This window comes from Methylobacterium variabile (assembly GCF_001043975.1).
In the GTDB taxonomy this organism is placed as follows: domain Bacteria; phylum Pseudomonadota; class Alphaproteobacteria; order Rhizobiales; family Beijerinckiaceae; genus Methylobacterium; species Methylobacterium variabile.
Genome location: NZ_LABY01000019.1, coordinates 1 through 25,632, shown reverse-complemented (window position 1 = coordinate 25,632; position 25,632 = coordinate 1). Strand labels below are relative to the sequence as shown.

The window sequence follows — 25,632 nt, the reverse complement described above, 5'->3', positions numbered from 1 at the left end:
CCATGGCCCTTTCACCCACCCTTCCGGGGCGCGCCGCGGTGGCAGGACGCGTCGTCCTCGCCGCCGGCGGCGGCTACGGGATCGCGGCCTTGTCGACGGCCCTCCTGTCGCTGACGTTGCCGATGCCCCGGGCCGAGGCGGTCACGACGGCGACGCTCGCGAGCTTCGCCATCATGATCGCGATCGTCGTTGTCGCCTTCGCGGCCCGCTCGCTCGCGCGGGCAGCGCTGGTGATCGGCGGCCTCGCCGTCGTCCTGGGCCTCGCCCTCTGGCTCGTCGCGGGCGCAGGACCCATCGGAGCTGCGCCATGAAGAAGGGTTTCCGGCAGTCCATGGCCTGGCTGCACACCTGGTCCGGCCTCGTCGTCGGCTGGGTGCTGTTCGCGGTCTTCGTCACCGGCACGGCGAGCTACTACCGGGCCGAGATCTCGCGCTGGATGCAGCCTGAGCTGCGGCGCGAGGCGACGGTCACCCCCGACGCCCTGGCGCAGGCCGCCGACCTCGCGGTCGCCCACCTGCAGGCGAACGCCGCCGGGGCGCGGATGTGGTTCGTCACCCTGCCGACGGCGGAGCGGCCGCTGGTCGAGCTGTTCTGGCGCACCCGCCCCGGCACCCCGCCGGGCCACGTGCTGCTCGATCCCCGTACCGGCGGCCCGGCCGAGCTGCGCGCCACGAAGGGAGGCGACTTCTTCTACCGCTTCCACTTCGAGCTGCATCTGCCGCCGCTCTGGGGCCGCTGGATCGTCGGCATCTGCGCGATGATCATGCTGGTGGCGCTGGTGAGCGGCGTGATCACCCACCGGCGCATCTTTTCCGACTTCTTCACCCTGCGGCGGGACAAGGCGGCGCAGCGCGGCTGGCTCGACGCGCACAACGTCAGCGGCGTTCTGGCGCTGCCGTTCCACCTGATGATCACCTACACGGGCGTCGTCACCCTGGCGCTGATGTACATGCCCTGGGGCGTCACCGCGGCCTATCACGGCGACCAGCAGGCGTACTTCGCCGAGACCGGGCAGATCACGCAGGGGCGTCCGCCGGCCGGGCAGCCCGGCACCCTGGCGCCGGTCGGGCCGATGGTGCGCGAGGCGATGGCCCGCATCCCGGAGCCGCTGGAGCGGCTCACGATCATCAATCCCCGGGACGCGAACGCCACCGTGGTGGCGGTGTTCGAGGAGCCGCACGGCCTCTCGCACGAGCACCCGCAGGTCGCCTTCGCGGGCACGAGCGGGACCGTGGTCGAGGTGCTGTCCGGGGGACTGCGACCGGCCGCCAAGACCTTCACCACCATGGTCGGCCTGCACGAGGCGCACTTCGCCGGCCCGGCCCTGCGGGTGCTGTTCTTCCTGTGCGGGCTGATGGGCTGCGCCATGGTCGGGAGCGGGCTGGTGCTCTGGTGCGTCGCCCGCCTGCCGAAGGCCGGGGCGCCGGCGGGCCTCGGCTGGCGCCTCGTCCACGGCCTCAACGTCGGGGCGATCGCCGGCCTGCCGGCCGGCATCGCCGCCTACCTCCTCGCCAACCGGCTCCTGCCCCTCGACCTCGCCGGCCGGGCCGAGCGGGAGGTCTGGGTCTTCTTCGGCACCTGGATCGTCGTGGCCGTGGCCGGCTCGCTGCCCGCGCCGCGCCGGGCCTGGCGGGGCGCGACCGCGCTCGTCGCGGCCCTGTTCGTCGCCGTGGTCGTGGCCGACCTGGCGACCGCGCAGGCGACCTGGGACGATCCGGCCTGGTTCCTCGGCTTCGACGCCGCGCTCCTCGCCCTCGCCGCCGGCTTCGCGGTCATCTCGCACAAGGTCGACCGCTTCGCGGCGCCGCGGCGGGCACGGGCCGCGGCGGGCGGACAGGCCGGCGAGCCGCAGATGGGCCCGGCATGACGCTCCTCGTCAGCGCGGGCCTGAGCTTCCTCGGGCTTTCCGCCCTCTGCCTCAGCCTCTCCCGGCACCATCAGGCGGTCTGGTCCGCACCGCCGGACCGGCGGCGCGCCCTCGCTTTGCGCGCGGCCGGCTGGGTTCTGGTCGCCCTGTCGCTCGCCGCCGCGATCGGGCTCGACGGCGGGACCTTCGGGCCGGTCCACTGGCTCGGCTCCCTGATCGCGGCGGGCCTCTGCCTGATCGTCGCCCTGTCGTACCGGCCGCGGGCCGTCGTCTGGATGGCCCCGGCCGCGGCCGTGCTCGCCGCCGTGGCGGCGCTCGGGTCGATGGCCTGACGGCGGGCGTCAGCCCCGCCGCGACGCCTCCGCCAGCCGGCGCAAGTCCGCCACCACCGCCGGCGTTCCGGCATAGAGCAGCCCGCCGGTGAGCATGTCGTCGGAGCCGAGATACTCGGCGACGCCGCCGGCCTCGCGCACCAGCAGCAGGCCGGCGTAGCAGTCCCAGGCGTTGAGGCCCGGATCGTAGTAGCCGGCGAGGCGGCCGGCGGCGACGTAGGCGAGCATCAGGGCGCCCGAGCCGTTGCGGAACATCACGCCGCCCTCGCGGTAGAGGCCGAGCACGAAGGCGGCGGTCTCGGCCGCGTCGTTCTTCTGCGTGGCACCGAAGGCGATGTTGGCCGAGGTCAGCACCGTGGCGGGGTCGATCCGCAGCGGCCGGCCGTTCACGGTCGCGCCGGCGCCGCGCAGGGCGGCGTAGGTCTCGCGCAGCACCGGCGCCTCGATCACGCCCGCCACCAGGCCCTCCGGCCCGCGCACGCCGATCGACACGCACCAGTTCGGCTGGCCGTTGAGGAACGGGCTGGTGCCGTCGATCGGATCGACGACCCAGACGTAGCCCGACCGGCTCGGGACCGGGGCGTGCTCCTCGCCGATCACGCCGTCCTCCGGAAAGGCCTCGGCGATGCGGGCGCGGATCATGAGCTCGACCTCGCGGTCGGCCTGCGAGACGAGGTCCTGGGCGCCGGACTTCTGCTCGATCACCAGTTCGTCGCGGGCGGAGAAGAAGCCGAGCGCGGTCTCGCCGGCCGCGCGGGCGATCGCGAGGGCGAGGTCGTGGCGCGCGGCGGCGGCCCGGGCGGTCTCGGTGGTCATGGAGGATCCTCTTGCGATCGGAGCGGCCGTCTTACACGGCCGCCGGTATCGGTTGCGCGACGATGCCCGGGATCTAGGGCGCGGCGTCGGCGCCCGTGCCGGCGACGTCGGCGAGGGCCACCGCGATGGCCGCGCGGGCCTCCGGCGAGGCCGGGCTCTGGGGCGGCACCGGGTCGCCGACCGCGTAGCCCTGCAGGTTGAGCGCCGCCTTGACGCAGGCGGCGAGGTTGTAGCGGGCAAAGACCTCGTTGAAGGCCCAGACCCGCTTCTGCAGCGCCACCGCCTCGCCCCACCTCTCCTCGCGGCAGAGCCGGTAGAGCGCCAGGCATTCCCGCGGGATGACGCAGGCGGGACCCGCGAACCAGCCCTTGCCGCCGAGCATCATCACGCTCGCGGCGATGTGCGAGGAGGCGGCGAAGACGTCGAGGTCGCCGCCGACGCGGTTCATGATCGAGAGCAGCCGGCCGGTATTGGTCGAGGCGTCCTTGATGCCGACGATGTTCGGGTGCCGGGCGAGCCGCGCGATCGAGGCTACCGACAGGTCGGCGCGCTGGAAGTTCGGGTTGGTGTAGAGGATGATCGGTAGGTCGGTGGCGTCCGCCACCGAGAGGAAGTAGCGCTCGACCTCCGATTCGGTCAGCGGGAAGTAGGCGTCGAGGATCAGCACGATCCCGTCCGCTCCCGCCGCCCGGCAGGCACGAGCCTGCGCGACCGCCCCGCGGATCGCCGTCGAGGCGACGCCGGGAAGCACCGGCACCCGGCCTGCCGCGGCCGCCACCACGGCGTCCACGGTCGCGCGCTTCTGCGCCTCGTCGAGATAGGCGAACTCGCCGGTGCTGCCGAGCGGCGTCAGGCCGTGCACGCCGGCCGCGATCAGGTCGCCGCACAGCGCGCCGAGCACCCCCGCCTCGATCCGCCCCTCGGCGTCGAGCGGCGTGACGAGGTAGGGGATGATGCCCTGGAACCGCGCCATCCTCACGCCTCCGCGAAGGTGCGCACCAGGGCGTTCGCGATCGCCATCGGGGGCGGAGTCATCAGGCCGTCCGGGTGGGTGCGGTCGAGCATCCGCCGCACCTCCTCGCGGGTGAACCAGCGGGCGTCCTCGAGCTCGGTCCGGTCGAGGACGAGGGCGTCGCCGAGCGCCTCGCCCTCGCAGCCGATCATCAGCGAGGACGGGAACGGCCAGGGCTGCGAGAAGTGGTAGCGCACCGCGCCGACCCGGATTCCGGCCTCCTCGAAGGTCTCGCGCCGCACCGCGTCCTCGATGGTCTCGCCGGGCTCGAGGAAGCCGGCGAGGCACGAATAGACGCCGGGCAGGAACCGGGCCTGGCGGCCGAGCAGGCAGCGGTCCCCGCGGGTGATCAGCATGATCACCACCGGGTCGGTGCGCGGGAAGTGCTCGGTGCCGCAAGATCCGCAGTCGCGCCGGAAGCCGCCGCAGGAGAGGGTGGTGGCGTGGCCGCAATTGGCGCAGAAGCCGTGGCGGGCATGCCAGCCGAGCAGCGACTTGGCGGTGGCAAGCACCCCCATCTCGGGCGCCGGCACCGCGCCCTCGACCGCGACCGCGCGGGCGTCGATCACCCGGTAGGCCGGATCGTCGCGATAGAGGGCCGCCGCATCGGCCGGCAGGGCGCCGGCGAAGGCGGGACGGCCGCCGACCCGGCCGAGGAAGAGCTCGAGCGGCAGCGCGCCGGCCCGGGCCGCGTCCTCAGGGTTCAGCAGGCAGGTGGCGTGCTCGTCCGTCACCCGCAGCACCGGCACGTCGCCGCAGAACAGCAGCAGGCTCGCGTCGGGAGTGTCGGCCAGCGTCGGGGTCGGGCCGCTGCGCTCGGCGGAATGGCGCTCGAGCAGGCTGTGGGTGTAGCCGAGGCGATCCAAGGAGACGGGCAGGGAGGCGGGCAAGGCGGATCCTCATGCATCATCGTGCGGAGCCCGGCGCGGCCCCTCGCAGCGGAGGGAGCATGGGCAGGCAAAATGATGCAAGAGCAAGGTGGCGGGCGAGGGGAGCGCCATGCTCCCGGTGCAGCCGCCGTGAGACTGCCCCGGACGCAGAGCCTGCCCGGCCTCGTGCCGTCCCGGCGCGACGATTCCGGCGGACGGGCCGGAGCGCGGGCTCACGCGGGATCGGAGCCGGTGCCCCCGGTCGCGGCGGTGTCCGGCGGCACCGCCCGCGGGCGCCGGTTCTCGTCGATCGCCACGAAGGTGAACAGCGCCTGCGTGACCTTGATCGTCTCCTCGTTCTCCCGGGCACGGCGCCACGCCTCGATCTGGATGCGGATCGAGGACCGGCCCACCGACACGATGTGGGCGTAGAGGCTGACCTCGTCGCCGACCACCACCGGCTGCAGGAACGTCATGCCCTCGACCGCGATGGTGGCGCAGCGCCCCCGCGCCCGGCGCGCCGCGACGTTGCCGGCCGCGAGATCCATCTGCGCCATGAGCCAGCCGCCGAAGATGTCGCCCGCCGGGTTGGTGTCGGCCGGCATGGCGATGGTGCGGATCACCGGGGGACCCCAGGCGGCGAGGGGAGCGGGCGGCGTGCTGGACATCGGGAGTGCCGGTGGCGAGTGGATCGGGACAGGCGCCACCTTAGAGCGTTTCTTGCCTGACGTAACGTTCGAACGGCGCGATCCGGCTTTCAGTGTCCCTCACGCCGCCGCGAACAACCCCCGCGCCCGCTCGACCAGCTGGGCCGCCGCGTGCGCCGGGTACGGTTCCCGCGTACCGTGCCCCCAGACCGGCCCCGGCCAGGCCGGATCGGACCGGAACCGCCCGACCACGTGGACGTGGAGCTGCGCCACCATGTTGCCGAGCGCCCCGACATTCACCTTGTCGGGCTTGGCGAGCGCCTGCATCACGCCGACCGCGAGGCGGGTTTCCTCCATCAGCCGGGCGGCGTCCTCGGGGGTGAGGTCGGTCAGCTCCGAGACGTCCGACCGGCGCGGCACCAGGACGAGCCAGGGGAAGCGCTTGTCGTTCAGCAGCAGCACCGTAGAGAGTTCAAGGTCGCCGAGCGCGATCGTGTCGGCGGCGAGCCGCGGGTCGAGGCTGAAATCGGAGGTCATCGCGGTCCGTCAATGCGCCATCAGCACCGGCATGGTGGCGTGGGCGAGGATGTGGCTGGTGGCGCCGCCGAAGATCATCTGGCGCAGGCGGCTCTGGGTGTAGGCCCCCTTGATCAGGAGGTCGCAGCCGATCGCCTCGGCCTCGGTCAAGAAAATCTCGCCGACGGTGCGGCGGCCGGCCGCCAGGGTGCGCCCCTGCGCCGAGAGGCCCTCGCGGTTGAGGGCGGCGGCCATCTCCTCAGCGCTCGGGCCCGGCACCATGCCGGCATCGACCCCCAGCACCTCGATGCGGGCGGCGCCGCGCAGGAACGGCGCCGCGAAGGCGACCGCGCGGGCGGTCTCGGTCGAGCCGTTCCAGGCGATCACCACGGTCTCGCCGATGCTGGCGGGCGGCGTCGGCGGGGCGATCACCAGGGGGCGCCCGCTCTCGAACAGCACCGCCTCCAGGGTGGTCATCCGCGGCGCGTTCTCGCCGCTGCCGGGCCGCCCGACCACCGTGGCGCAGAACAGGCGCGCGTGCTGCGCGAGGAAGCCGTCCCCGGGGGGCGCGTCCGGCAGCCAGCGGTAGCGCGGGCCGTTCTTGGCTGTGTCGGCGCTCTCGCGGGCGATGCCGTGCCGCTCCATGGCGGCGGTGAACAGCCCGCCGCAATCGCGGGCCTCGACGAGGTCGGTCTCCTCGTCGCGCACCCAGGTCATGCCCCCGACCATGTCGACGGGGACGTACTCGGCGAGGGCCGGCCGCAGGCCGAACCCCTCGATGCTGGCCCCGAAGCGGAGGGCGGTGAGGACCGCGGTGTCGAGCACCGAATCCAGCAGGGTGTGGCGGGCGACCGGAACGAGGAGCGTCTTCATGGCGGCGCACTCAACTCAGAGGCCTCGGGCGAGGGCCGCAATAGCATCACGGCGCCGTCCGGCCTGTCCAGTGGGGGGCTGACCCGACGGCGCAGTGTCCCCGGTCCTCAGGGGCCCGCCGGGGCGCCAACCGGCCGCTCGCGCGGCTCCGCCGGCGCGGCCTCGCCGCAGGCCGCACCGGCGCCGTCCTGGCCGCCGGGGGCGCAGGTCTCCTCCAGCCACAAAGCCATCAGGAGGGCGAGGCCGGCCGGGATCGCGAGCGCCAGAAAGGCCCAGGTCCAGCCGAGATGGAGCGCGAGCAGCCCGCCGACCCAGCCCGACAGGGCGCCGCCGACGCCCTGCACCGCCGCGACGGTGCCGAGCGCCGTCTGGGTGCGGCCCGAGCCCCAGGTGAGGTCGGCCACCACCACCGGCACCGCCACGCCGATCACCCCCGAGGCGACGCCGTCCAGCACCTCGGCGAGGACGAGCCAGTACGGGTCGGACAGGAAGGCCGAGAGCAGGGCGCGCGCCGGCAGCACCGCGCAGGCGACGAGCAGGAGCTGGCGCCGGCCGCGCCGGTCGGCGAGCGAGCCGGCGAACAGGGCCACCGGGATCATCACCGCCTGGGCGACGATGACGTAGCGGGCGGTCCAGCCGGTGCCGTCCTGGCCGGCCGCCACCAGCTTCTGGCCGAGCAGGCTCAGCATCGAGCCGTTGGCGAGGTTGAACAGGGCGAGCGCCGCCGAGAGGATCAGCAGGCGCCGGTCGGACAGGACCTTCAGGATCGCGGAGCGCTCCGGCTTGTCGTCCGGGTCGTCCTCCTTCCAGCCGACGGCGCGCCGGCCGTTCCAGGCCTTCTTCGGCGTCGTCACGGCGGCCACGATGGCGCAGGCGGACAGGCCCCCCAGCACCCAGAAGGCGATGCTCGGGCCGGTGTAGGGCGTGCCGAAGCTGATCGCCAGGGCGGCGGCCAGGATGCCGACATGGTTCCAGGCCTGGTTGCGGCCCTGCTGCTTCGGGAAGGCCTGCTTGCCGACCATGCCGAGGGTCAGCGCCGTCACCGCCGGGACCACCAGGGTGCCGCCGACGGCGGCGACGAACTGCGCCGCCAGCACCGCCATGAAGGCGCGGGCAGGCAGCAGCAGCAGGGTGCCGACGAGGATCATCGCGCAGGCGCCGGCGATCAGCATCCGGGGCCGGCCGGCCCGGTCGACCAGGGCCCCGAGCGGCCCGCTCAAGGCCAGGGTGGCGAAGCCGACGATCGTGGTGACGAGGCCGACCTGGCTCGGCCCCCACTGCGCGGCCTGCGCCAGCCAGGTGCCGAGGAAGGGGCCGAGCCCACCCTGGATGTCGCCGACGAAGACGTTGATCAGGGTGAGATGGGTCGTGGGATTCATCAACGCGGAGACGCTCCGGCTTGCCCGTTCGGGTCTGTCAGGGCCCAGACGGACTAACGCACCTGAACCGGAAATGATCGCAACGCCGCGGTTGGGCTCCCGTCCCGCAGCGCCATCGCGGGAGGCGAAGGTGCCGCGAAGGAATGGTGGTCCTCAGGGGCTCGGTATCGCGCAGGCCGCGGCGAGGCGGGCCAGCACCGGGTCGGGAATGCCCATGGCGACGAGCTGGTCGTGGGTGTGGCGGACGTAGTCCGGGTTGGCGCCGGACCGGCCGAGGCCCTGGCGCACCAGCCGCACCAGCTCGGGCTCCGGCAGGCGGCCGGCATATTGCGGGTGGCGCCGGTCGACGAGGTAGGTCACGGCCTCGGTGCGGCGTCCGTCGTCGAGGGTCACGCCGAGGACCCGCTCGACGTAGACCGCCGTGACCTGCTCGCGCTCGCGCAGGTAGGCGAGGGTGGCCGGGGCGTCGTCCGCCGCCACCCGGAAGGCCATGCCGCGGCAGGATCCGCCCCGGTCGAGCCCGAGCACCAGGCCCGGCCGCTCCGGCGTGCCGCGGTGGACGTGCGAGAGCACGCAGAGCGAGCGGTGATAGCCGCGCAGGCGGCCCGGGCCGCGTTCCACGAAGGGGAAGCCCGGCCGCCACATCAGCGAGCCGTAGCCGAACACCCAGAGATCCGACGGATCCGCCGTCCCCATCGCCTCGCGCCCCCGCATCCTCCCGGCAAGACGGTTCCGGCACGACCTCGTGAGCGTGCCTCCCTTGCCGGGCGCGGCCGGTAGCAGCTACGGGGACGCGGTTCAATCCGGACGGTCCAGGTCGGGCCGCCGCAGAGCCGGGATCGCGCCGATGACTGACAGGCCGACGAATGGTGGGCCGACGGACGGGACGCCGCCGACGGCGGGTGGGGCGGGCCGCGGGCCGGGCCTGCGCCTCGGCCTGTTCGCGCCGTTCGTGCTCCTCGCGCTGCTGGCGCTCGCCTGGACGGCGGGCTGGTTCTGGCTCCGCGGCCGGGCCGAGGGCGAGATCGACGGCTGGCTTAACCGCGAGGCGCAGGCCGGCCGGCAATGGACCTGCGCCGACCGCTCGCTCACCGGCTACCCGTTCCGCTTCGAGCTGCGCTGCACCTCGCTGAGCTTCGCCCGCTCCGACGTGCGCTTCACGGTGGGCCCGGTGGTGGCGGTGGCGCAGGTCTATCAGCCGCGCCACGTGATCCTGGAGGCGACCGGACCGTTCCGGGTGCAGCAGGACGGGCTCTCCGCCGACGTGACCTGGGGCCAGCTGGAGGCGAGCCTGCACGCGACGGGCGACGGCTTCCAGCGCGCCTCCCTGGTGGTGGACCGGCTGAAGGGCGCCGTCACCGGCGCCGATCCCTCGCCGATCGATTTCTCCGCCGACCACCTCGAGCTGCACGCCCGGCCGACGCCGGGCCGCTTCGCCGGCGACGGCGCCGTCGACCTGAGCGCCCGGGTGATGCGGGCGGCGGTGCCGGTCCTCGATCCGGTGCTCGGCGGCTCCGAGCCCGCCGGCATCGCGCTCGACGCCACGGTGACCCGGGCCGCGGGCTTCCGCACCCGCACGCTGGCCCAGGAGCTGGAGCGCTGGCGCGCCGCCGGCGGCACGGTGGAGCTCGCGAGCCTCGCCGCCGAGAAGGGCAGCCGCCGCCTGCGGGCGCAGGGCGTCCTGTCCCTCGACGAGCAGCACCGGCCGGCGGGCCAGCTCGACGTGCGCACCGCCGGGCTCGAGCAGGTGATCGCCCCGCTGATCAGCGAGCAGCTCGGCGCGCGCCTCGGCGGCGACGGCGCGGCGCTCATCGGCAACATCGTCGGCCAGTTCCTCGGCGGGCGCCGCAAGGAGCCGGCGCCGGGACAGGCCGGGCCGGACGCGCCGGACCGCCCCGGCGAGCCGCCGCTCAAGGTGCTGCCCACCGTGCGGCTCGCCGGCGGGCGGGTGGTCGTCGGCCCGTTCGCGGTGCCGAACGTGCGGCTGCAGCCGTTGTACTGAGGACCGGCGGCAGTTGCCGCCCCGCACGCGGCGTCGTACCCCAGGGGGCATGAGCCAGACCGCCCGCTTCCAGAGCTTCGAGGATCCCAGCCACCGGGAGGGCGCGGCCCGCGTCGCCGCCCTCCGGGCCGCGATGGCCCAGCGGGGCTTCGCCGGCTTCGTGGTGCCGCGGGCCGACGAGCATCAGTCGGAATACGTCCCCCCGAACGCCGAGCGGCTGGCCTGGCTCACCGGGTTCACGGGGTCGGCCGGCACGGCGATCGTGCTCGCCGACCGGGCCGCCCTGGTGGTCGACGGGCGCTACACCCTCCAGGCCGCCGAGCAGGTCGACACCGGCGTGATCACCCCGGTGCCGCTGGCCGAGACCAGCGTCGAGGCCTGGATCGAGGCGAACCTGCCGGCCGGCGGGGTCCTCGCCTACGATCCCTGGCTGCACACGCCGGACGGGCTCACCCGGCTCGATCGCGCCGCCAAGGCCGCGGGCGGGCGCCTCGCGCCGACGCCGCTGAACCTCGTGGATCTGGTCTGGATCGACCGCCCCGCCGCCCCGCGGGCGCCGGTGGTGCTCCACCCGGAGACCCTGGCGGGCGAGGCCGCGGCGGCGAAGCTCGGGCGGGTGCGCGAGGCGCTGACGAAGGCGCGCCTCGACGCCCTGGTGGTGTCGGACCCGCACAACCTCGCCTGGGCCTTCAACCTGCGCGGAGGCGACGTGGCGCACACGCCCCTGCCGCTCGGCTACGCGGTGATCCCGCGGGAGGGCCGGCCGCGCCTCTTCCTCGATCCCGAGAAGGTCACGCCGGAGGCGGCGACCGCGCTCGAGGGGCTCGCCGACCGCGACGAGCCGGCCTCCCTGCCCGCCGCCCTCGAGGCGCTCGGGAGCGCCAAGGCGCGGGTGCGCCTCGACGCGGCGACCGGCGCCGTGGCGCTCAAGGAGCGGATCGAGACGGCAGGCGGCGCGGTCGATGTCGGGCCGGACCCGATCACCGCCATGAAGGCGGTCAAGAACGAGGCCGAGATCGCCGGTGCCCGCGCCGCGCACCTGCGCGACGGCGCCGCGGTGACCCGCTTCCTCGCCTGGCTCGCCCGCGAGGCCCCCGGCGGCGCGGTGTCGGAGATCGACGCCGTGGTGCGGCTCGAAGGGTTCCGGGCCAAGGCCAACGACTTGCGCGAGATCGCCTTCCCGACGATCTCGGGGTCCGGGCCGAACGGCGCCATCGTGCATTACCGCGTCACCCGCGACACCGACCGCCGGGTGCAGCCGGGCGAGCTGTTCCTGATCGATTCCGGGGCGCAGTACGGCGACGGCACCACCGACATCACCCGCACGGTGGCGGTCGGCACGCCGAGCCCGGAGATGCGCGACCGCTTCACCCGCGTGCTGAAGGGCCACATCGCCATCGCCACGGCGGTGTTTCCCCGCGGCACCACGGGGGCGCAGATCGACGCCTTCGCCCGCCGCCCGCTCTGGGAGGCCGGCCTCGACTTCGACCACGGCACCGGGCACGGCGTCGGCGCCTTCCTGTCGGTGCACGAGGGGCCGCAGCGCATCGCCAAGACCGGGACGGTGGCGCTGCAGCCCGGGATGATCGTCTCGAACGAGCCCGGCTACTACAAGGCGCGCGCCTTCGGCATCCGGATCGAGAACCTGGTCCTGGTCGAGCCGCGGGAGGTCGCCGGCGGCGAGCGCCCGATGCTCGGCTTCGAGACCCTGACCCTCGCCCCGATCGACCTCGCCCTGGTGGCGCCGGAACTGCTCACCCCGGCGGAGGCGGCCTGGCTCGACGCCTACCACGCCCGGGTGCGCGAGGCGCTGGCGGGCCTGGTCGACCCGGAGACCCGCGCGTGGCTGATCGCGGCGACGCGGCCGGTCGGCGGGTAGCCGCCCCGAGCAGGCTTCGCAGAAGCGATTGCCGGTCCTGCGAAGCAATCCTGCGTCATATCAAGCCCATGAGCGGGCGAAGTGTTGGCCCGCCCCACGGCATACGTCGGTGACCGGAGGCTGCCGGACAGCCGGTCCGTCCTGAGCTCTCCGCCCTTTCCCAGATCTCCTTCCACTACGTTTCAGTCGTGCAGGCCCGGTCCGGGCCCGGACAGGGCGGAGGGCTGACGAGGAGGCGTTCGCCTCTCCGATACAGCCGACCGCCACTGTCGGTGTCGTGGGCAGGCTAACGCAAGTCTGCTCAGGGCCGGATCAGGTTCGTCACCGGATCAGGTTCGTCACCGGATCAGGTTCGACTTGGCCAGATCGACGATCTCGTCGCCGCGTCCGTTCATCACCGCCCGCATCACGTAGAGGCTGAAGCCCTTCAGCTGCTCGGCCTGGAGGCGGGGCGGCATCGCGAGTTCCTGGCGGTTCGTGACCACGTCGAGGAGGGCCGGCCCGTCATGCGCCAGCATCTCGGCGAGAGCCCCCTCCAGCTCGCCCGGATCCTCGACCCGGCGGCCGTGCAGGCCGGCGGCGCGGGCGATGGCCGAGAAGTCGGGGTTCTGGAGCGCCACGCCGGTGTCGAGGTAGCCGGCGGCCTTCATCTCCATCTCGACGAAGCCGAGGGTGCCGTTGTTGAACACCACCACCTTCACCGGCAGCTTCTCCTGCACCAGGGTCAGGAGATCGCCCATCAGCATGGTGAAGCCGCCGTCGCCGGCGAGCGCGATCACCTGCCGGCCCGGTTGCGAGGCCTGCAGCCCGATGGCGTGCGCCATGGCGTTAGCCATCGAGCCGTGCGCCCAGGAGCCGATCAGCCTCCGGCCCGGGGTCATGGTCAGGTAGCGCGCCGCCCAGATGGTGGGCGTGCCGACATCGGCGGTGAACACGGCGTCGGGCCCCGCGGCCTCGCTGACCAGCCGGGTCAGGTATTGCGGGTGGATCGGCTTGCGGCCGGGCTTGCCGGTGGCGAGGTCGTCCAGGCCCTCGCGGGCCTTCGCGTAGTGCTTGCGGCAGCGCTCGAGATGGCTCGCATCGTCGCGGGCCTTGAGGCGCGGCCGCAGAGCCGCGATGGTCGCCCCCACGTCGCCGACGAGGCCGAGGTCGAGGCGGCAGCGCCGGCCGAGATTCTCCGGCCGGATGTCGACCTGCGCGATCTTCGCCTTCTCGGGGTAGAACTGGCGGTAGGGAAAGTCGGTGCCCAGCAGCAGCAGGGCGTCGCAGGCCTCCATGGCGGCGTAGCCGGAGGAGAAGCCGATCAGCCCGGTCATGCCGACGTCGTAGGGGTTGTCGCTCTCGACGTGCTCCTTGCCGCCGAGCGCATGCACCACCGGCGCCTTCAGGGCCTCGGCGAGGCCGATCACCGCCTCCCGCGCGCCGGCGCAGCCGCGGCCGCAGAACAGCGTCACCTTCTCGGCGCCGTCGAGGAGCGCCGCCAGGGCGTCGAGCTCGGAATCCTGCGGCACCGTGACCGGGGGCTTCGGCGCCAGCGTCGCCGGGCTGGCGAGCGCCCGCCCGGGCGCCTCCTTCAGGGCGACGTCGCCCGGGATCACCACCACCGACACGCCGCCCTTGCCGATCGCCGTGCGGATCGCGATCTCGAGGACGAAGGGAAGCTGCGCCGGGTCCGAGACCAGCTCGCAATAGTGGCTGCACTCCCGGAACAGCTCCTCGGGATGGGTGGCCTGGAAGTAGTTGGTGCCGATCTCGGCCGAGGGGATGTGGGCGGCGATCGCCAGCACCGGCGTGCGGGAGCGGTGGGCGTCGTAGAGGCCGTTGATGAGGTGGAGGTGGCCGGGGCCACAGGAGCCGGCGCAGACCGCGAGCCCGCCCGTCGCTTGCGCCTCGCCGGAGGCCGCGAAGGCCGCCACCTCCTCGTGGCGCACATGCACCCAGCGGATCTTGCCCCGGGCCCGGATCGCCTCGGTGAGCCCGTTCAGGCTGTCGCCGACGACACCGTAGACGCGCTCGACGCCGGCGTGTTCCAGGGTCTCGATGCAGAGGTCGGCAACGTTTCGGCCCGTCATGACAATCTCCTGCGAGGCCTCGCCGCGGCCGGGCCGCAGCGGGCGAGAAAAGGATGTCTCTCCGGGGCGCCTCATCCCGAGGCGTGATCTAGGGCACCTTGCCCGAAAGGGGACGCGGCGCCCAGACGGGACTGAGCGACGAGATGGCAGGAATCGAGAGGCTCGCCGGCGAATGGCGCGGGACGTCGCCACGGCAGGGCCCGGAGAACCGCAGGCCTGAAAACATCAGCCCGGAGCAACGGGCCGAACTGCCGATGAGCCAAGAAAAAAGGCCACTCGCGAGAGTGGCCCGAAGTCTAGGGAGGAAACGCCCAAGAGGGCTGGCAAGTCCGCGACGCCATCGCGTCCTTGCGTGCATCCTGTATCCCACGCTTTGCCGCACCGCACAATCGTCGAGTCTGCGTCGGCAGCCATGCGCTGGATGCATGAAGCGTGGCCGGTGCGGGTCCGGCCCGAGCGGCGACGGCTCCGACCGCACCCTGGGTGCTGCCGCAGCGCGGTCGGGCGGCCAGCCCTGGTCCCGTTCCCGCGGCACGCCGTCAGGTTCCGGAGGCGATCCAGCGTCCGGCCTCGGCCCGTCGCGGCCGGCAGGCGGCCCTGCCGGTCCACCGCAACGCCCGGCCGCCCTGCCGGGGGTGCAGGGCTTCAACCCTTGCGCCGCCCGTCGAGCTGAACCAAAGCGGCTCTCGCCGGCGCTCCGCCCGGTCCCGGCGCTCCTCCCCGATGCAGGCCGTCCTCAACGCCGTCCTTCCCATCTTCGCCCTGATCCTGGCGGGGTTCCTGTCCGGCCGCACCGCGCTGTTCGGGCCGGCGGCGGCCGACAGCCTGAACCGGTTCGCGATCTACCTCGCGCTGCCGGCCCTGATGTTCGGCGCGATGGCGAAGATCACGCCGGACCAAGTCGCCCAGGTCGGGTTCGCGGCGGCCTTCGCGGGCGGCATCGCGGCGGCCTTCGCGGCGGCCTTCGTGCTCGGGCTCGGCCGGGGCCTGCGCGGGGCCCAGGCCTGCATCGAGGGGCTCGATGCCGGGTACAGCAACGTCGGCTTCATGGGCATCCCGCTCTGCCTGCTGGTCTTCGGCCCGGCGAGCCTGCCGGCGGCGATCATCGCGACGCTGTTCACCGCCTGCGTGCTGTTCCTGTTCGCGATCGTGCTGATCGAGCTCGACCTGCAGAAGGGGGCAGGGCGGGCCGGCACCGCCCGCAAGGTGGTGCTGGCGCTGGTGCGCAACCCGCTGCTGATCGCGCCCCTCGCCGGGCTCGCGGTCGGGCTCGCCGGAATCCCGGTGCCGGGACCGGTCGAGCGCTTCGCCGCGCTCCTCGGCGGGGCCGCCTCGCCCTGCGCCCTGGTGTGCATCGGGCTCTTCCTGGCGCAGGAGCGGGTGGTGCTGGCGGATGTCCGCCCGATGGCGGTGCTGGTCGGCCTCAAGCTGGTGCTGCAGCCGGCCATGACGGCGTTCCTCGTCTACCAGGTCTTCGCGGTGCCGGACCTGTGGGCGCGGGCGGCCGTGCTGCTCAGCGCCCTGCCGATCGGCTCGGGGCCCTTCACCCTGGCCAAGCTCTACGGGCTCGAGGCCGGCGTGACCTCGGGGGCGATCCTCATCTCCCACCTCGTCTCGGTCGTCACCGTCTCGCTGCTGGTCGCCTGGCTCGTCTGACGCCCTCGACCGGTCGACCGTGGGCGGCCGGCAGCCTCCCTCGGGGGCGGCTTCGTCGGCGCGGACCCGATGAAGCCCGGGCTCGGCCTGCCGGCGTCGTCCAGGCCCCCGAAGGCACGGGACGCGCCGGCCTCACGCCGCGTCCGGCATGCGCGCGAGCAGCTTGTCGAGGGTGAGGGGATAGTCGCGGATCCGCACGCCGGTGGCGTTGTAGACCGCGTTCGCCACCGCGGCGCCGACCCCGCACAGGCCGAGCTCGCCCACCCCCTTGGCCTTCATCGGCGAGGAGGTCGGGTCGACCTCGTCGAGGAAGATCACCTCCTGGTGCGGGATGTCGGCGTGGACCGGCACCTCGTAGCCGGCCAGGTCGTGGTTGACGAAGAAGCCGCGCCGCTTGTCGACCGAGAGCTTCTCCATCAGCGCCGCGCCGACCCCCATGGTCATCCCGCCGATGACCTGGCTGCGGGCCGCCTTCGGGTTGAGGATGCGCCCGGCGGCGCAGACCGCCAGCATCCGGCGCACCCGCACCTCGGCGGTGTCGACGTCGACCCCGACCTCGACGAAGTGGCCCGCGAAGGTCGATTGCTGCTGGCGCTTCGACAGGTCGCCGTACTCGATGGCGTCCTCGGCGACGATCTCGCCCGCTTCCGCCGCCACGGCGAGCGCCACGGCGCGGTTGCCGGCCCGGACCTCGCCGTCCGCGAAGGTCGCGTCGGCCGAGTTGATGCCGAGGCGCTGCGCCACCGCCTCCCGCAAGCGCATGCAGGCGGCGTAGACGCCGGCGGTGGCGTTGTTGGCGCCCCACTGCCCGCCCGAGCCGGCGGCGGCCGGGTGGTCGGAATCGCCGAGCCGGACCACCACCCGGTCGAGGGACACGCCCATCATCTCGGCGGCGGTCTGGGCGATGATGGTGTAGCTGCCGGTGCCGATGTCGGTCATGTCGGTCTCGACCGTCACCGTGCCGCTCGCGTCGAGCCGCACCCGGGCGGCGGACTTCATCACCAGGTTGTTGCGAAAGCCCGCCGCCATGCCGAGCCCGACGAGCCACTGCCCGTCGCGTACCTGCCCGGGCCGCCTGTCGCGCCTGTCCCAGCCGAACCGCTCGGCGCCGAGCCTGAGGCAGCCGACGAGGTTGCGGTGGGAGAACGGGCGCTCCGGCTGGTTCGGGTCGACCTGGGTGTCGTTGCGGATGCGGAACTCGACCGGGTCGATGCCGAGCTTCTCCGCCATCTCGTCCATGGCGACCTCGAGCGCCAGCATGCCGGGGGCCTCGCCGGGCGCCCGCATGGCGTTGCCCTCCGGCAGGTCGAGATGGGCGAGCCGCAGGGCGGTCAGGCGGTTCGCCCCGGCATAGAGGAGCTTCGTCTGGTCGACCGCCGTCTCGGGGCCGCCGTCCGGCAGGTTGCCGGAGACGCTCTCGTGCGCGATCGCCGTGATGGTCCCGTCCGGCGTCGCGCCGATGCGCACCCGCTGGATCGTGGCGGGCCGGTGCGTGGTGTTGTTGGGGATGAGCGGGCGGGTCAGCGCCACCTTCACCGGGCGCCCGGCCGCCTTCGCCGCGAGGGCCGCCAGCACCGCGTCGGCGCGCACGAACAGCTTGCCGCCGAAGCCGCCGCCGACATAGGGCGAATCGACCCGCACGTTCTGCTTCGGGATCCCGAGGATCTTGGCGATGCTGCCCTTGGCCCAGGCGATCATCTGGTTCGAGGTCCAGAGCGTGAGCCGGTCGCCGTCCCAGGCCGCGATCGTCGCGTGCGGCTCCATCATGGCGTGGCTCTCGTCGGCGGTGGTGTAGGTCTCGTCGAGCGTCACCGGCGCCTGCGCGAACGCGCCCTCGAAGTCGCCGACCCGCTCGGCGCCGTCGGCCCCGCTGCCCTCGCCGCTGTCGGCCTTGACCGGCGGCGCGGAATCCGCCTCGGCCGCGAGGTCGAAGCGGCCGGCCTCGGGTGCGGCGTCGACCCGGACCAGGAACGCCGCCGCCCGGGCCTGCTCGAAGGTTTCCGCCACCACCACGGCCACCGCCTGGTGGTAGTGCTGGATGCGGTCGCCGCCGAACAGGTTGGCGTAGTTCATCGTGCCGAGCCCGAGCTTCGGCACGTCGAGGGTGGTCACCACCGCGAGCACGCCGGGCGCCGCCTTGGCGGCCGCCGTGTCGACGGCCCGCACGGTGCCCTTGGCGATGCCGGCGCCCACCACGTAGCCGTAGGCCTGGTTCTCCGCCACGTCGTGGCGCTCGTAGGCGTAGGGCGCGGTGCCGGTGGTCTTGTACTTGCCGTCGATGCGGTCGGTCGGGCGGCCGACGACCTTGAGCTGGTCGATGGGGTTCTGGCCCGCCGGGGTGTCGAACTTCATGGCTCAGGCCCTCGCCTGCTTGAGGGCTGCGCCGAGGGTCCGCTCGGCCAGCACCAGCTTGAACGCGTTGTCGTGGGTCGGCGCGGCGCCGGCGAGCATGCCCGAAGCGGCGGCCCTGGCGCCGCGGGGGAGGTCGCCTTCCGCCTCCTCGACCCGCCAGGGCTTGTGGGCGAGGCCGCCGAACGCGACCCGCCCGGTCCCGTCCGGCTGCACCACCGCCGCCACCGAGACGAGGGCGAAGGCGTAGGAGGCCCGGTCGCGCACCTTGCGGTAGACCTGCGCCCCGCCAAGGGGCCTGGGCAGCGTCACGGCCGTGATCAGCTCGTCGCGCTTCAGGGTGGTGTCGCGCTCCGGCGCGTCGCCGGGCAGGCGGTGGAACTCGGCGATCGGGATGTTTCGCTCCGCGCCGGCCGCGTCGACGGTCTCGATGGTGGCGTCGAGGACGCGCATCGCCACCGCCATGTCGGACGGATGGGTGGCGATGCAGGCCTCGCTCGCGCCGATCACCGCGAGCTGCCGGCTGACCCCGTCGAGGGCCGAGCAGCCGGAGCCGGGCCGGCGCTTGTTGCAGGCCTGCGCGGTGTCGTAGAAATACGGGCAGCGGGTGCGCTGCAGGAGGTTGCCGGCGGTCGTCGCCTGGTTACGCAGCTGGCCGGTGGCGCCGGCGAGCAGCGCCCGGGCGAGCACCCCGTAATCCTTGCGCACCCGGGCATCCGCGGCGAGGTCGGTGTTGCGCACCAGCGCACCGATGCGAAGCCCGCCCTCCGGCGTCGCCTCGATCGTGTCGAGGCCGAGTCCGTTGACGTCGACGAGGTGGGCCGGCGTCTCGACCTGCAGCTTCATCAGGTCGAGCAGGTTGGTGCCCCCGGCGATGAACTTGGCGTCGGGGTTGCGCGCCACCGCCGCGGCGGCCTCGGCCGGGGTGCCCGGGCGCTCGTAGGTGAACGACTTCATGCCTGCCCCCGCGCGGTCTGGTGTCCGGCGACCTCGGTCATCGCCTCGACGATGTTGGAATAGGCGCCGCAGCGGCAGAGGTTGCCGCTCATGCGCTCGCGGATCTCGGACTCGCTGAGTTCGGGCGGCGCGGTGAGGTCTCCGGTGGCGTGGCTCGGGATGCCAGCCGCGATCTCGGCCAGCACCGCGACGCCGGAGCAGATCTGGCCGGGCGTGCAGTAGCCGCACTGGTAGCCGTCGTGCTTGACGAAGGCGGCCTGGAGCGGGTGGAGCGCGTCGGGCTGCCCGAGTCCCTCGATGGTGGTGATCTCCGCGCCCTGGTGCATCACCGCCAGCGTCAGGCAGCCGTTGATGCGCCGGCCGTTGACGATCATCGTGCAGGCGCCGCACTGGCCGTGGTCGCAGCCCTTCTTCGAGCCGGTGAGGCCGATGCGCTCGCGGAGCGCGTCGAGCAGCGTGGTGCGCGGATCGACCTCAAGGGGCCGGGCCTGGCCGTTGACCTGGAGGGTCACGGGCATGCGCGGCGTCGCCGGCTCGGCGGCCGGGGCCTGAGGAGCCTGGGCCTGGGCCGGCGGGGTCGCGGCCCGGGCGGATCCGGAGAAGCCGAGCACCGCCGCGGCGGCGACGCCGCTCTCGAGCACGCTCCGGCGCGTCAGCCGCGGCGCGGAATCGGACTTGTCCATGGTGCCTCCCGGCCCGAAACGAGGTGATGCGCGCCGCCGCGGCCGCTGGGCCGCGACGCGATCGCTCACCAAACGTTCGGGTGGGCGGAGGGGTCCCCGGGGGCAGGTGCGGCATCGCGTGCGAGGACGGCGCAGACCTGAGGCCGACCGCCGTGCGGGATCGCGTGCCTGCGCGCGGCGGTGCGACGTCGCGCGTGCTCCCTTCCCATGCGGGGTGTAGCGATGACCGGACATTATCGACGTCGGCGGGCGCCACGGATCGTCTGCCCGCAAGGCCCGAGCATCCAACGGTGTCGATCGGGTCTCCGCCAGCGACCCCGACATCCGCTGCGACACGGCCCGCGGCAGATCTCGATTCGCCGGAAAAGCCGTCGCGTCGCGTTTGAACCCAGGGCTGACGTTACGTATCATCTCCGCTCTCGGACACCGCCCAGGCCGGCGCCGAGCCGGCCGCAGATGCCCATGGAGCCGGCGGCGGAGCGCTGCCTTGCATCCTGACCGGGAGAGTGTCGCGCAGATGACCGCAAGCCCGTTCGTTCCCGAGCGCCAGATCAGGGCCCATCAGCCGGCCGGGTCCGTCCGGGTCTTACCCAAGCCTACCACCACGCCATCGCCGATACGGTTCTGAGCCGGGGCCGCTTCGTGTCGCCGCCGTTCAAGATGGGGCGAATGACGTGGATCAAGCCCTCGTTCCTCTGGATGATGTACCGTGCCGGCTGGGGCCGGAAGGATGAGGGGCAGGCCCGGATCCTCGCCATCGATCTCCACCGGGAGGGCTTCGCCTGGGCCCTCGGCCATGGCTGCTTGAGCCATGGCGGGCCCGGCCATTCGTCTGACGCCTATGGGAGGGTGAAGGATGCATCGCCGGTCCGGATCCAGTGGGATCCCGAACGCGACCTCGACCTGAACCCGCTGCCCCATCGGTCCATCCAGATCGGCCTCTCCGGTGAGGCCGTCGAGCGTTACGTTCGCGACTGGATCGTGCGCATCACGGACGTCACGGGTCTGGCGCACCACATCGAGGCGTCCCTCGAGGCCGGACGTCGCGACGAGGCCCGGGCCCTGCTGCCGGTCGAGACCGTGTACGTGCCGGACGGGCCGGTCCCCGGGGCGGCGCGGTCGCAGGCGTGAGCGGGCCCGCATTCACGGATTGGTGGTCGACCGGCCCGGTCGCCGGAACCGCCCGGCCCGCGCGGCGGCGAGCCACGTGGAAGTCCGGCGAAACCGTGAGCCCGCCCGACGGCGTGTCACGACCGGAAGATCCGCGTGTACTGTGTCTCGTGCCGGAACGAGCCGAGATCGAGGCGCACCGTCGCCGTGCCGGCGTCGTCGAGGGGCAGTCCCTGCACGGCGTCGGCCAAAGCCGCGGCCCGGGGCATCAGGGCGGCGACCGCCCGCGTTCCGGCGGTCTGGCCGACGGGCGCGAGGCGCAGGGAGGCCGAGACGAGGTTCTGCAGGAAGGCGGCGAGGTAGGCCGCCAGCACCGTGCGGCGGTCGAGCCCGTGGGCGCCTGCCGCCGCGCCGACCGCGACCGGATAGGCGACCGGCCCGTCGAGATGGCCGCTCAGCGCGGCGAGGTGCGGCGTGTCCCAGGCGGCCCGGGTCGCGTCCAGGAACGAGCGGCCCTGCTGGCTGGTCTCGAGGTGCAGTTCCCGCGAGGGGCTTAAGCCCAGGGCGAGGTCGTTCACCGCGACCAGCGCCTCGGCATCGCCCGCTGCCGCGGCCTCGTGCGCGTGGGCGGCCAGGATCGCGTCGCTGCGCCCCGCGCCGTGCTCCAGCACGTCGCCGAGCCAGTCCCGCAAGCTCGCCTCGTCGCGTACGTCCCCGGCCTCCACGGCCCATTCGAGGCCGTGCGAGTAGGCGTAGGCCCCCACCGGGTAGCCCGGCGAGAGCCAGGCCAGCAGCACCAGGGTGTCCGGGACGGCTTCAGCCATGGGCGTGGTCGTGCGGGTGATCGTGATGGTGATGATGCCCGTGCCCGTGATCCTGTGCGTGCCCGCCCGCATAGGCGCCGCCCTCGGGCCGGAACGGCCGCTCCACCGGCGTCGCGGTGCCGCCCAGTCCCTCCACCATCGCGGCGAGCACGTGGTCGTGGGCGATCCAGAGCGCGTCCGCGCCGATCTCGGCCGGGATGTGCCGGTTGCCGATGTGCCAGATCAGGCGCTTGAGGGCGTGGTCGGTGGGGGCGCGGATCTCCAAGAGCCGCTCGGGCGCCGCCTCGACCCAGACCAGGCGGCCGTCCTCGAGCAACAGGGCGTCGCCGTCGTCGAGCACCGCCGGCTCGGGCAGATCGAGCAGGAAGGCGAGGCCGCCGACGCCCCGCATCGCCATGCGGCGGCGGTGGCGGTCGCCGGAATCGAGCACGATGCGGTCGACGATCTCGCCGGCGGCGAGGGCCTCGCGGCGGATGACGCGGGTGGCGCGGATCATCGCGTCGCCTCGCGCCGCCACCAGCCGGGCCCCCGGACCGCGTCGTCCCCGTGGGGATCCGGCAGGAAGCCCTCGCTCAGGATCTCCTCGTCGGTGAACGGGCAGGATTCGGAAAAACTGTCGTCGAACAGGGCACTCTCCAGTACGGCGCGGGCCTTCGCTTCCGGATAGACCTCCGCCACCAGCCAGGGAAGCTCCGGCCGCAGGCTCGGACTGTCGGCGAGGAGGGAGGCGACCAGCCGGCGCTGCCGGTCGGTCGTGATCGCCCAACTGTCGCAACGCAGGTCGACCTGTGCGGCCCACCGGAGCAGGCCGGTCAGGATCACCCCGAGCCGGTCGCGGATCTCCCGACGCTCCCGCTCGCCGAGGTCGCGGACGATCTCGGCCAGATGCGCGCGGTCGATCGCGTCGATCCGGCCCGCCGCGAGGAGACGGGTCTGCTCCTCGGCCCAGGCGCTCAGGTCCTCCGAGAACAGGTCGGGCCGGTCCGCCTCGCTCACGGCTCGAACCCCGGATCGAGGATCTGGTCGAGCGTGAAGGACAGGGCCGGCGGAAACAGGCGTGGGTCGAGCCGCGTCTCCTCGGCGGCATCCCGCACCGCATCCCGGTAGGTCTCCTCCACGATCGCGGCCGGATAGGCGCGCAGGCTCGGGCTGCGGGCGATCAGGCGGGCGATGGCCGTGCGCTGCGCCTTCAGGGTGTGGCGCCAGCTCGGCGTCGCCCGCTGCGGCTGCGCCTGGAACTTCAGCAGGTGGACGAGCAGCACGCACAAGTGGGATTCGAGCGCCGTGCGCTGGCTGCGGCCCACGCTCTCCACCTCATCGAGCAGGTTGACGACGTCGAGATGCGCGTGGTCACGGGCCGCGAGGGCCCGCGCCTGCTCCCGCGTCCAGCGGTAGAAATCCACTCGATAGGCTGTGCCGGTGTCCGGCATGCGCTCCGCGATCTCGGGCATCGCAAGCCCTCCTGCCCTCGTAGGATAGTCCGGATCGGCGTGCGACGCGCCATCATCGTCCGAGCGGTGCCGGTCAGGCCCGGTCCTCACCGCCTCAGACGACATCCGGCTCCTCCGGACCCGGGTAGAACCGCTCGTCCAGGATCTGTGCCAGGGTGTAGGGGCAATCCGGCGGAAAAGTACGCTCCGGTAGCCCCGTCTCCTCGGCCGCCCGCACCCGGGCGAGGCGGTAAGCCTTTCCCACCACGTCCGCCGGCCAGGCGCGCAGGCTCGGGCTCATCGTCACGAGGTCGTCCAGGCTCACGCGCTGCTCCACGATCGTCGCCCGCCAGCCATATTGCCGCTGCTGGGGCTGGAACTCCCACTTCAGCAGGTGGTGGAGCAGGACGGTCGGGCGGCTGCGGATCTCGGATTTCCGCGAGCCGCCCAAGTCGGCGATCTCCTCGGCCAACGCTTCCCGGTCGAGCGCGGCCCAGCGGCCGGCCCGGATCAGCGCGGCCTGCGCCTGCGTCCAGAGGAGGTCGTCGGTCTCGGGCGAGATCGTCGTCTCCCGGCGCCCGCTCGGCAAGCTCGGGCATGACAGACGCTCCTGCCCCGCAGGATAGCTCAGAACAGGAAGTAGCGCTGCGCCATCGGCAGCACCTCGGCGGGCTCGCAGACCAGCAACTCGCCGTCGGCGCGCACGTCGTAGGTCTCGGGGTCGACCTCGATCACCGGGGTGGCGTCGTTGTGGATCATGCTCTTCTTCGAGATGCCGCCGCGCACGTTCTCGACCGCGACCAGTTCCTTCATGACGCCGAGTTGCTCGCGCAGGCCCGCCTCGATCGCCGCCTTCGACACGAAGGTGAGCGCGGTCTTCGCCGGCACCCGGCCGAAGGCGCCGAACATCGGGCGGTAATGCACCGGCTGCGGCGTCGGGATCGAGGCGTTGGGATCGCCCATCGGAGCGGCCGCGATGGCGCCGCCCTTGATGACGAGGTCGGGCTTCACCCCGAAGAAGGCCGGCGACCACAGGACGAGGTCGGCGAGCTTGCCGGGCTCGACCGAGCCGATGTGGCGCGAGATGCCGTGTGCGATGGCCGGGTTGATCGTGTACTTGGCGACGTAGCGCTTGGCCCGGGCATTGTCGTGCCCCGTCGCGTCGCCCGGCAAGGCGCCGCGCTGGCGCTTCATCTTGTCGGCGGTCTGCCAAGTGCGGATGATGACCTCGCCGACCCGGCCCATCGCCTGGCTGTCCGACGACATCATCGAGAGCGCGCCGATGTCGTGCAGGATGTCCTCGGCGGCGATCGTCTCCTTGCGGATCCGGCTCTCGGCGAAGGCGAGGTCCTCGGGGATCGACGGGTCGAGGTGGTGGCACACCATCAGCATGTCGAGATGCTCGTCGATGGTGTTGCGGGTGAAGGGCCGCGTCGGGTTGGTGGAGGAGGGCAGGACGTTGGCGAGCCCCGCCACCTTGATGATGTCCGGCGCGTGGCCGCCGCCGGCGCCCTCCGTGTGGAAGGCGTGGATGGTGCGGCCCTTGAACGCCGCGATCGTGTCCTCGACGAAGCCCGACTCGTTGAGCGTGTCGGTGTGGATCATCACCTGGATGTCGTGGGCGTCGGCCACCGACAGGCAGCAATCGATCGCCGCCGGCGTCGTGCCCCAGTCCTCGTGCAGCTTGAGGGCGCAGGCGCCCGCGCGGATCATCTCCTCCAGGCTGTCGGGCTTCGAGGCGTTGCCCTTGCCCGCGAAGGCGAGGTTCATCGGGAAGGCGTCCGCCGCCTCGATCATCCGGGCGATGTGCCAGGGGCCGGGCGTGCAGGTGGTGGCGAAGGTGCCGTGGGCCGGGCCCGTCCCGCCGCCGAGCATGGTGGTGACGCCGGAATTCAGCGCCTCGTCGATCTGCTGCGGGCAGATGAAGTGGATGTGGCTGTCGAACCCGCCGGCGGTGAGGATCTTGCCCTCGCCGGCGATCACCTCGGTGCCGGGCCCGACCACGATGGTGACGCCGTCCTGGATGTCCGGGTTGCCGGCCTTGCCGAGGGCCGCGATCCGCCCTCCTTTGAGGCCGACGTCGCACTTCACGATGCCCCAGTGGTCGAGCACCACCGCGTTGGTGATGACGGTGTCGACGGCGCCGCCGGCATTGCTGGCCTGGCTCTGCCCCATCCCGTCGCGGATCACCTTGCCGCCGCCGAACTTCACCTCCTCGCCGTAGCGGGTGTGGTCGTGCTCGACCTCGATGACGAGCGAGGTGTCGGCGAGGCGGATGCGGTCGCCCTTGGTCGGCCCGAACATCGCCGCGTAGGCGGAGCGGGGGAGGCTGGCGGGTTTCGGGGTGTTGGACATAGGC

24 protein-coding genes and 1 pseudogene are annotated in these 25,632 nt (G+C 73.2%); 7 read left to right on the top strand and 18 right to left on the bottom strand.

Annotated features, from left to right (window positions below; genetic code table 11):
* Nucleotides 1–2: 2 nt before the first annotated feature.
* From VQ02_RS02975 to VQ02_RS02965, 3 genes are read left to right on the top strand one after another with little or no spacing between them, the layout of a single operon-like run.
* Nucleotides 3–311, top strand: a complete 309-nt coding sequence (locus tag VQ02_RS02975; protein WP_048442669.1) for a hypothetical protein — start codon at nt 3–5, stop codon at nt 309–311.
* Complete coding sequence (locus VQ02_RS02970; protein ID WP_048442668.1) at nt 308–1,867, top strand: PepSY-associated TM helix domain-containing protein; 1,560 nt, start codon at nt 308–310, stop codon at nt 1,865–1,867. Before VQ02_RS02975 ends, VQ02_RS02970 begins: the two co-directional genes overlap by 4 nt.
* Entirely contained in the window at nt 1,864–2,199 is a 336-nt protein-coding gene (locus VQ02_RS02965) for a DUF3325 domain-containing protein (RefSeq protein ID WP_048442667.1), read from the top strand. Before VQ02_RS02970 ends, VQ02_RS02965 begins: the two co-directional genes overlap by 4 nt.
* Nucleotides 2,200–2,208: 9 nt before the next feature.
* Here VQ02_RS02965 and VQ02_RS02960 read toward each other — a convergent pair whose 3' ends face one another.
* From VQ02_RS02960 to VQ02_RS02925, 8 genes are all read right to left on the bottom strand, one after another.
* Nucleotides 2,209–3,015, bottom strand: a complete 807-nt coding sequence (locus tag VQ02_RS02960) for an inositol monophosphatase family protein (RefSeq protein WP_048442666.1) — start codon at nt 3,013–3,015, stop codon at nt 2,209–2,211.
* 73 nt (nt 3,016–3,088) lie between these two features.
* The gene (locus VQ02_RS02955) at nt 3,089–3,988 is read right to left on the bottom strand and encodes a dihydrodipicolinate synthase family protein (protein ID WP_048442665.1); all 900 of its coding nucleotides are present in this window, start codon (nt 3,986–3,988) and stop codon (nt 3,089–3,091) included.
* Nucleotides 3,989–3,990: 2 nt separating this feature from the next.
* Nucleotides 3,991–4,905 (bottom strand): NAD(+) diphosphatase, encoded by a 915-nt coding sequence (nudC, locus tag VQ02_RS02950; protein WP_083469015.1) that lies wholly within the window; start codon nt 4,903–4,905, stop codon nt 3,991–3,993.
* Nucleotides 4,906–5,129: 224 nt separating this feature from the next.
* Nucleotides 5,130–5,564: an acyl-CoA thioesterase gene (locus VQ02_RS02945; RefSeq protein WP_048442663.1), complete on the bottom strand. Its 435-nt coding sequence runs from the start codon at nt 5,562–5,564 to the stop codon at nt 5,130–5,132.
* A 99-nt stretch (nt 5,565–5,663) separates the two neighbouring features.
* Complete coding sequence (locus VQ02_RS02940) at nt 5,664–6,080, bottom strand: HIT domain-containing protein (RefSeq protein WP_048442662.1); 417 nt, start codon at nt 6,078–6,080, stop codon at nt 5,664–5,666.
* 9 nt (nt 6,081–6,089) lie between these two features.
* On the bottom strand, nt 6,090–6,932 hold the full coding sequence (locus VQ02_RS02935) for a universal stress protein (RefSeq protein ID WP_048442661.1): 843 nt from the start codon (nt 6,930–6,932) through the stop codon (nt 6,090–6,092).
* Between the two features lie 107 nt (nt 6,933–7,039).
* Nucleotides 7,040–8,311, bottom strand: a complete 1,272-nt coding sequence (locus VQ02_RS02930; RefSeq protein ID WP_083469013.1) for an MFS transporter — start codon at nt 8,309–8,311, stop codon at nt 7,040–7,042.
* A gap of 153 nt (nt 8,312–8,464) precedes the next feature.
* A complete protein-coding gene (locus VQ02_RS02925) occupies nt 8,465–9,007 on the bottom strand; it encodes a gamma-glutamylcyclotransferase (RefSeq protein WP_048442660.1) in 543 nt (180 codons plus the stop codon).
* A gap of 151 nt (nt 9,008–9,158) precedes the next feature.
* Here VQ02_RS02925 and VQ02_RS02920 point away from each other — a divergent pair, with 151 nt between their 5' ends.
* Both VQ02_RS02920 and VQ02_RS02915 read left to right on the top strand, forming a co-directional pair.
* The gene (locus VQ02_RS02920; protein ID WP_048442659.1) at nt 9,159–10,313 is read left to right on the top strand and encodes a DUF2125 domain-containing protein; all 1,155 of its coding nucleotides are present in this window, start codon (nt 9,159–9,161) and stop codon (nt 10,311–10,313) included.
* Nucleotides 10,314–10,362: 49 nt separating this feature from the next.
* Nucleotides 10,363–12,192 (top strand): aminopeptidase P family protein, encoded by a 1,830-nt coding sequence (locus tag VQ02_RS02915; RefSeq protein ID WP_048442658.1) that lies wholly within the window; start codon nt 10,363–10,365, stop codon nt 12,190–12,192.
* A 338-nt stretch (nt 12,193–12,530) separates the two neighbouring features.
* Here VQ02_RS02915 and poxB read toward each other — a convergent pair whose 3' ends face one another.
* Nucleotides 12,531–14,264, bottom strand: a complete 1,734-nt coding sequence (poxB, locus tag VQ02_RS02910; protein WP_048442657.1) for a ubiquinone-dependent pyruvate dehydrogenase — start codon at nt 14,262–14,264, stop codon at nt 12,531–12,533.
* Between the two features lie 723 nt (nt 14,265–14,987).
* On the opposite strand from poxB, the gene VQ02_RS02905 reads away from it, so the two are divergent.
* Nucleotides 14,988–15,920 (top strand): AEC family transporter, encoded by a 933-nt coding sequence (locus VQ02_RS02905; protein ID WP_048442656.1) that lies wholly within the window; start codon nt 14,988–14,990, stop codon nt 15,918–15,920.
* 132 nt (nt 15,921–16,052) lie between these two features.
* Here the strand turns inward: VQ02_RS02905 and paoC are convergent, their stop codons facing one another.
* Genes paoC through paoA form a run of 3 tightly spaced genes read right to left on the bottom strand, consistent with a single transcriptional unit; the run spans nt 16,053 to nt 19,909 of the window.
* Complete coding sequence (paoC, locus tag VQ02_RS02900; RefSeq protein WP_048442655.1) at nt 16,053–18,272, bottom strand: aldehyde oxidoreductase molybdenum-binding subunit PaoC; 2,220 nt, start codon at nt 18,270–18,272, stop codon at nt 16,053–16,055.
* Between the two features lie 3 nt (nt 18,273–18,275).
* A complete protein-coding gene (locus tag VQ02_RS02895; RefSeq protein WP_048442654.1) occupies nt 18,276–19,226 on the bottom strand; it encodes an FAD binding domain-containing protein in 951 nt (316 codons plus the stop codon).
* Nucleotides 19,223–19,909 carry an aldehyde dehydrogenase iron-sulfur subunit PaoA gene (gene paoA, locus VQ02_RS02890; protein WP_083469012.1) on the bottom strand — a complete coding sequence of 229 codons (687 nt, stop codon included), beginning with the start codon at nt 19,907–19,909 and terminating at the stop codon, nt 19,223–19,225. Before paoA ends, VQ02_RS02895 begins: the two co-directional genes overlap by 4 nt.
* 603 nt (nt 19,910–20,512) lie before the next feature.
* Between paoA and VQ02_RS02885 the strand changes: the two are divergent.
* Nucleotides 20,513–21,040 (top strand): annotated as a pseudogene (locus tag VQ02_RS02885) (DUF4291 domain-containing protein); the annotation flags it as partial.
* A gap of 116 nt (nt 21,041–21,156) precedes the next feature.
* Here the strand turns inward: VQ02_RS02885 and VQ02_RS02880 are convergent.
* The 6 genes from VQ02_RS02880 to ureC all read right to left on the bottom strand — a co-directional run bounded on the left by VQ02_RS02880 (nt 21,157) and on the right by ureC (nt 25,628).
* The gene (locus VQ02_RS02880) at nt 21,157–21,843 is read right to left on the bottom strand and encodes an urease accessory protein UreF (RefSeq protein ID WP_048442653.1); all 687 of its coding nucleotides are present in this window, start codon (nt 21,841–21,843) and stop codon (nt 21,157–21,159) included.
* Nucleotides 21,836–22,339: an urease accessory protein UreE gene (locus VQ02_RS02875; protein WP_048442683.1), complete on the bottom strand. Its 504-nt coding sequence runs from the start codon at nt 22,337–22,339 to the stop codon at nt 21,836–21,838. Before VQ02_RS02875 ends, VQ02_RS02880 begins: the two co-directional genes overlap by 8 nt.
* Nucleotides 22,336–22,839 (bottom strand): DUF29 domain-containing protein, encoded by a 504-nt coding sequence (locus VQ02_RS02870; protein WP_053080173.1) that lies wholly within the window; start codon nt 22,837–22,839, stop codon nt 22,336–22,338. The genes VQ02_RS02875 and VQ02_RS02870 overlap by 4 nt, the downstream gene beginning before the upstream one ends.
* A complete protein-coding gene (locus VQ02_RS02865) occupies nt 22,836–23,294 on the bottom strand; it encodes a DUF29 domain-containing protein (RefSeq protein WP_167350701.1) in 459 nt (152 codons plus the stop codon). Before VQ02_RS02865 ends, VQ02_RS02870 begins: the two co-directional genes overlap by 4 nt.
* A 94-nt stretch (nt 23,295–23,388) precedes the next feature.
* Complete coding sequence (locus VQ02_RS02860; protein WP_048442652.1) at nt 23,389–23,862, bottom strand: DUF29 domain-containing protein; 474 nt, start codon at nt 23,860–23,862, stop codon at nt 23,389–23,391.
* A gap of 38 nt (nt 23,863–23,900) precedes the next feature.
* Nucleotides 23,901–25,628 carry an urease subunit alpha gene (ureC, locus tag VQ02_RS02855; protein WP_048442651.1) on the bottom strand — a complete coding sequence of 576 codons (1,728 nt, stop codon included), beginning with the start codon at nt 25,626–25,628 and terminating at the stop codon, nt 23,901–23,903.
* Nucleotides 25,629–25,632 lie beyond the last annotated feature (4 nt).

Bases quoted from the DNA above. Each gene is read 5' to 3' on its own strand.
- VQ02_RS02975 (WP_048442669.1), top strand. From the start codon at position 3: ATGGCCCTTTCACCCACCCTTCCGGGGCGCGCCGCGGTGGCAGGACGC.
- VQ02_RS02970 (WP_048442668.1), top strand. From the start codon at position 308: ATGAAGAAGGGTTTCCGGCAGTCCATGGCCTGGCTGCACACCTGGTCC.
- VQ02_RS02965 (WP_048442667.1), top strand. From the start codon at position 1,864: ATGACGCTCCTCGTCAGCGCGGGCCTGAGCTTCCTCGGGCTTTCCGCC.
- VQ02_RS02960 (WP_048442666.1), bottom strand. From the start codon at position 3,015: ATGACCACCGAGACCGCCCGGGCCGCCGCCGCGCGCCACGACCTCGCC.
- VQ02_RS02955 (WP_048442665.1), bottom strand. From the start codon at position 3,988: ATGGCGCGGTTCCAGGGCATCATCCCCTACCTCGTCACGCCGCTCGAC.
- VQ02_RS02945 (WP_048442663.1), bottom strand. From the start codon at position 5,564: ATGTCCAGCACGCCGCCCGCTCCCCTCGCCGCCTGGGGTCCCCCGGTG.
- VQ02_RS02940 (WP_048442662.1), bottom strand. From the start codon at position 6,080: ATGACCTCCGATTTCAGCCTCGACCCGCGGCTCGCCGCCGACACGATC.
- VQ02_RS02935 (WP_048442661.1), bottom strand. From the start codon at position 6,932: ATGAAGACGCTCCTCGTTCCGGTCGCCCGCCACACCCTGCTGGATTCG.
- VQ02_RS02930 (WP_083469013.1), bottom strand. From the start codon at position 8,311: ATGAATCCCACGACCCATCTCACCCTGATCAACGTCTTCGTCGGCGAC.
- VQ02_RS02925 (WP_048442660.1), bottom strand. From the start codon at position 9,007: ATGGGGACGGCGGATCCGTCGGATCTCTGGGTGTTCGGCTACGGCTCG.
- VQ02_RS02920 (WP_048442659.1), top strand. From the start codon at position 9,159: ATGACTGACAGGCCGACGAATGGTGGGCCGACGGACGGGACGCCGCCG.
- VQ02_RS02915 (WP_048442658.1), top strand. From the start codon at position 10,363: ATGAGCCAGACCGCCCGCTTCCAGAGCTTCGAGGATCCCAGCCACCGG.
- poxB (WP_048442657.1), bottom strand. From the start codon at position 14,264: ATGACGGGCCGAAACGTTGCCGACCTCTGCATCGAGACCCTGGAACAC.
- VQ02_RS02905 (WP_048442656.1), top strand. From the start codon at position 14,988: ATGCAGGCCGTCCTCAACGCCGTCCTTCCCATCTTCGCCCTGATCCTG.
- paoC (WP_048442655.1), bottom strand. From the start codon at position 18,272: ATGAAGTTCGACACCCCGGCGGGCCAGAACCCCATCGACCAGCTCAAG.
- VQ02_RS02895 (WP_048442654.1), bottom strand. From the start codon at position 19,226: ATGAAGTCGTTCACCTACGAGCGCCCGGGCACCCCGGCCGAGGCCGCC.
- paoA (WP_083469012.1), bottom strand. From the start codon at position 19,909: ATGGACAAGTCCGATTCCGCGCCGCGGCTGACGCGCCGGAGCGTGCTC.
- VQ02_RS02880 (WP_048442653.1), bottom strand. From the start codon at position 21,843: ATGGCTGAAGCCGTCCCGGACACCCTGGTGCTGCTGGCCTGGCTCTCG.
- VQ02_RS02875 (WP_048442683.1), bottom strand. From the start codon at position 22,339: ATGATCCGCGCCACCCGCGTCATCCGCCGCGAGGCCCTCGCCGCCGGC.
- VQ02_RS02865 (WP_167350701.1), bottom strand. From the start codon at position 23,294: ATGCCCGAGATCGCGGAGCGCATGCCGGACACCGGCACAGCCTATCGA.
- ureC (WP_048442651.1), bottom strand. From the start codon at position 25,628: ATGTCCAACACCCCGAAACCCGCCAGCCTCCCCCGCTCCGCCTACGCG.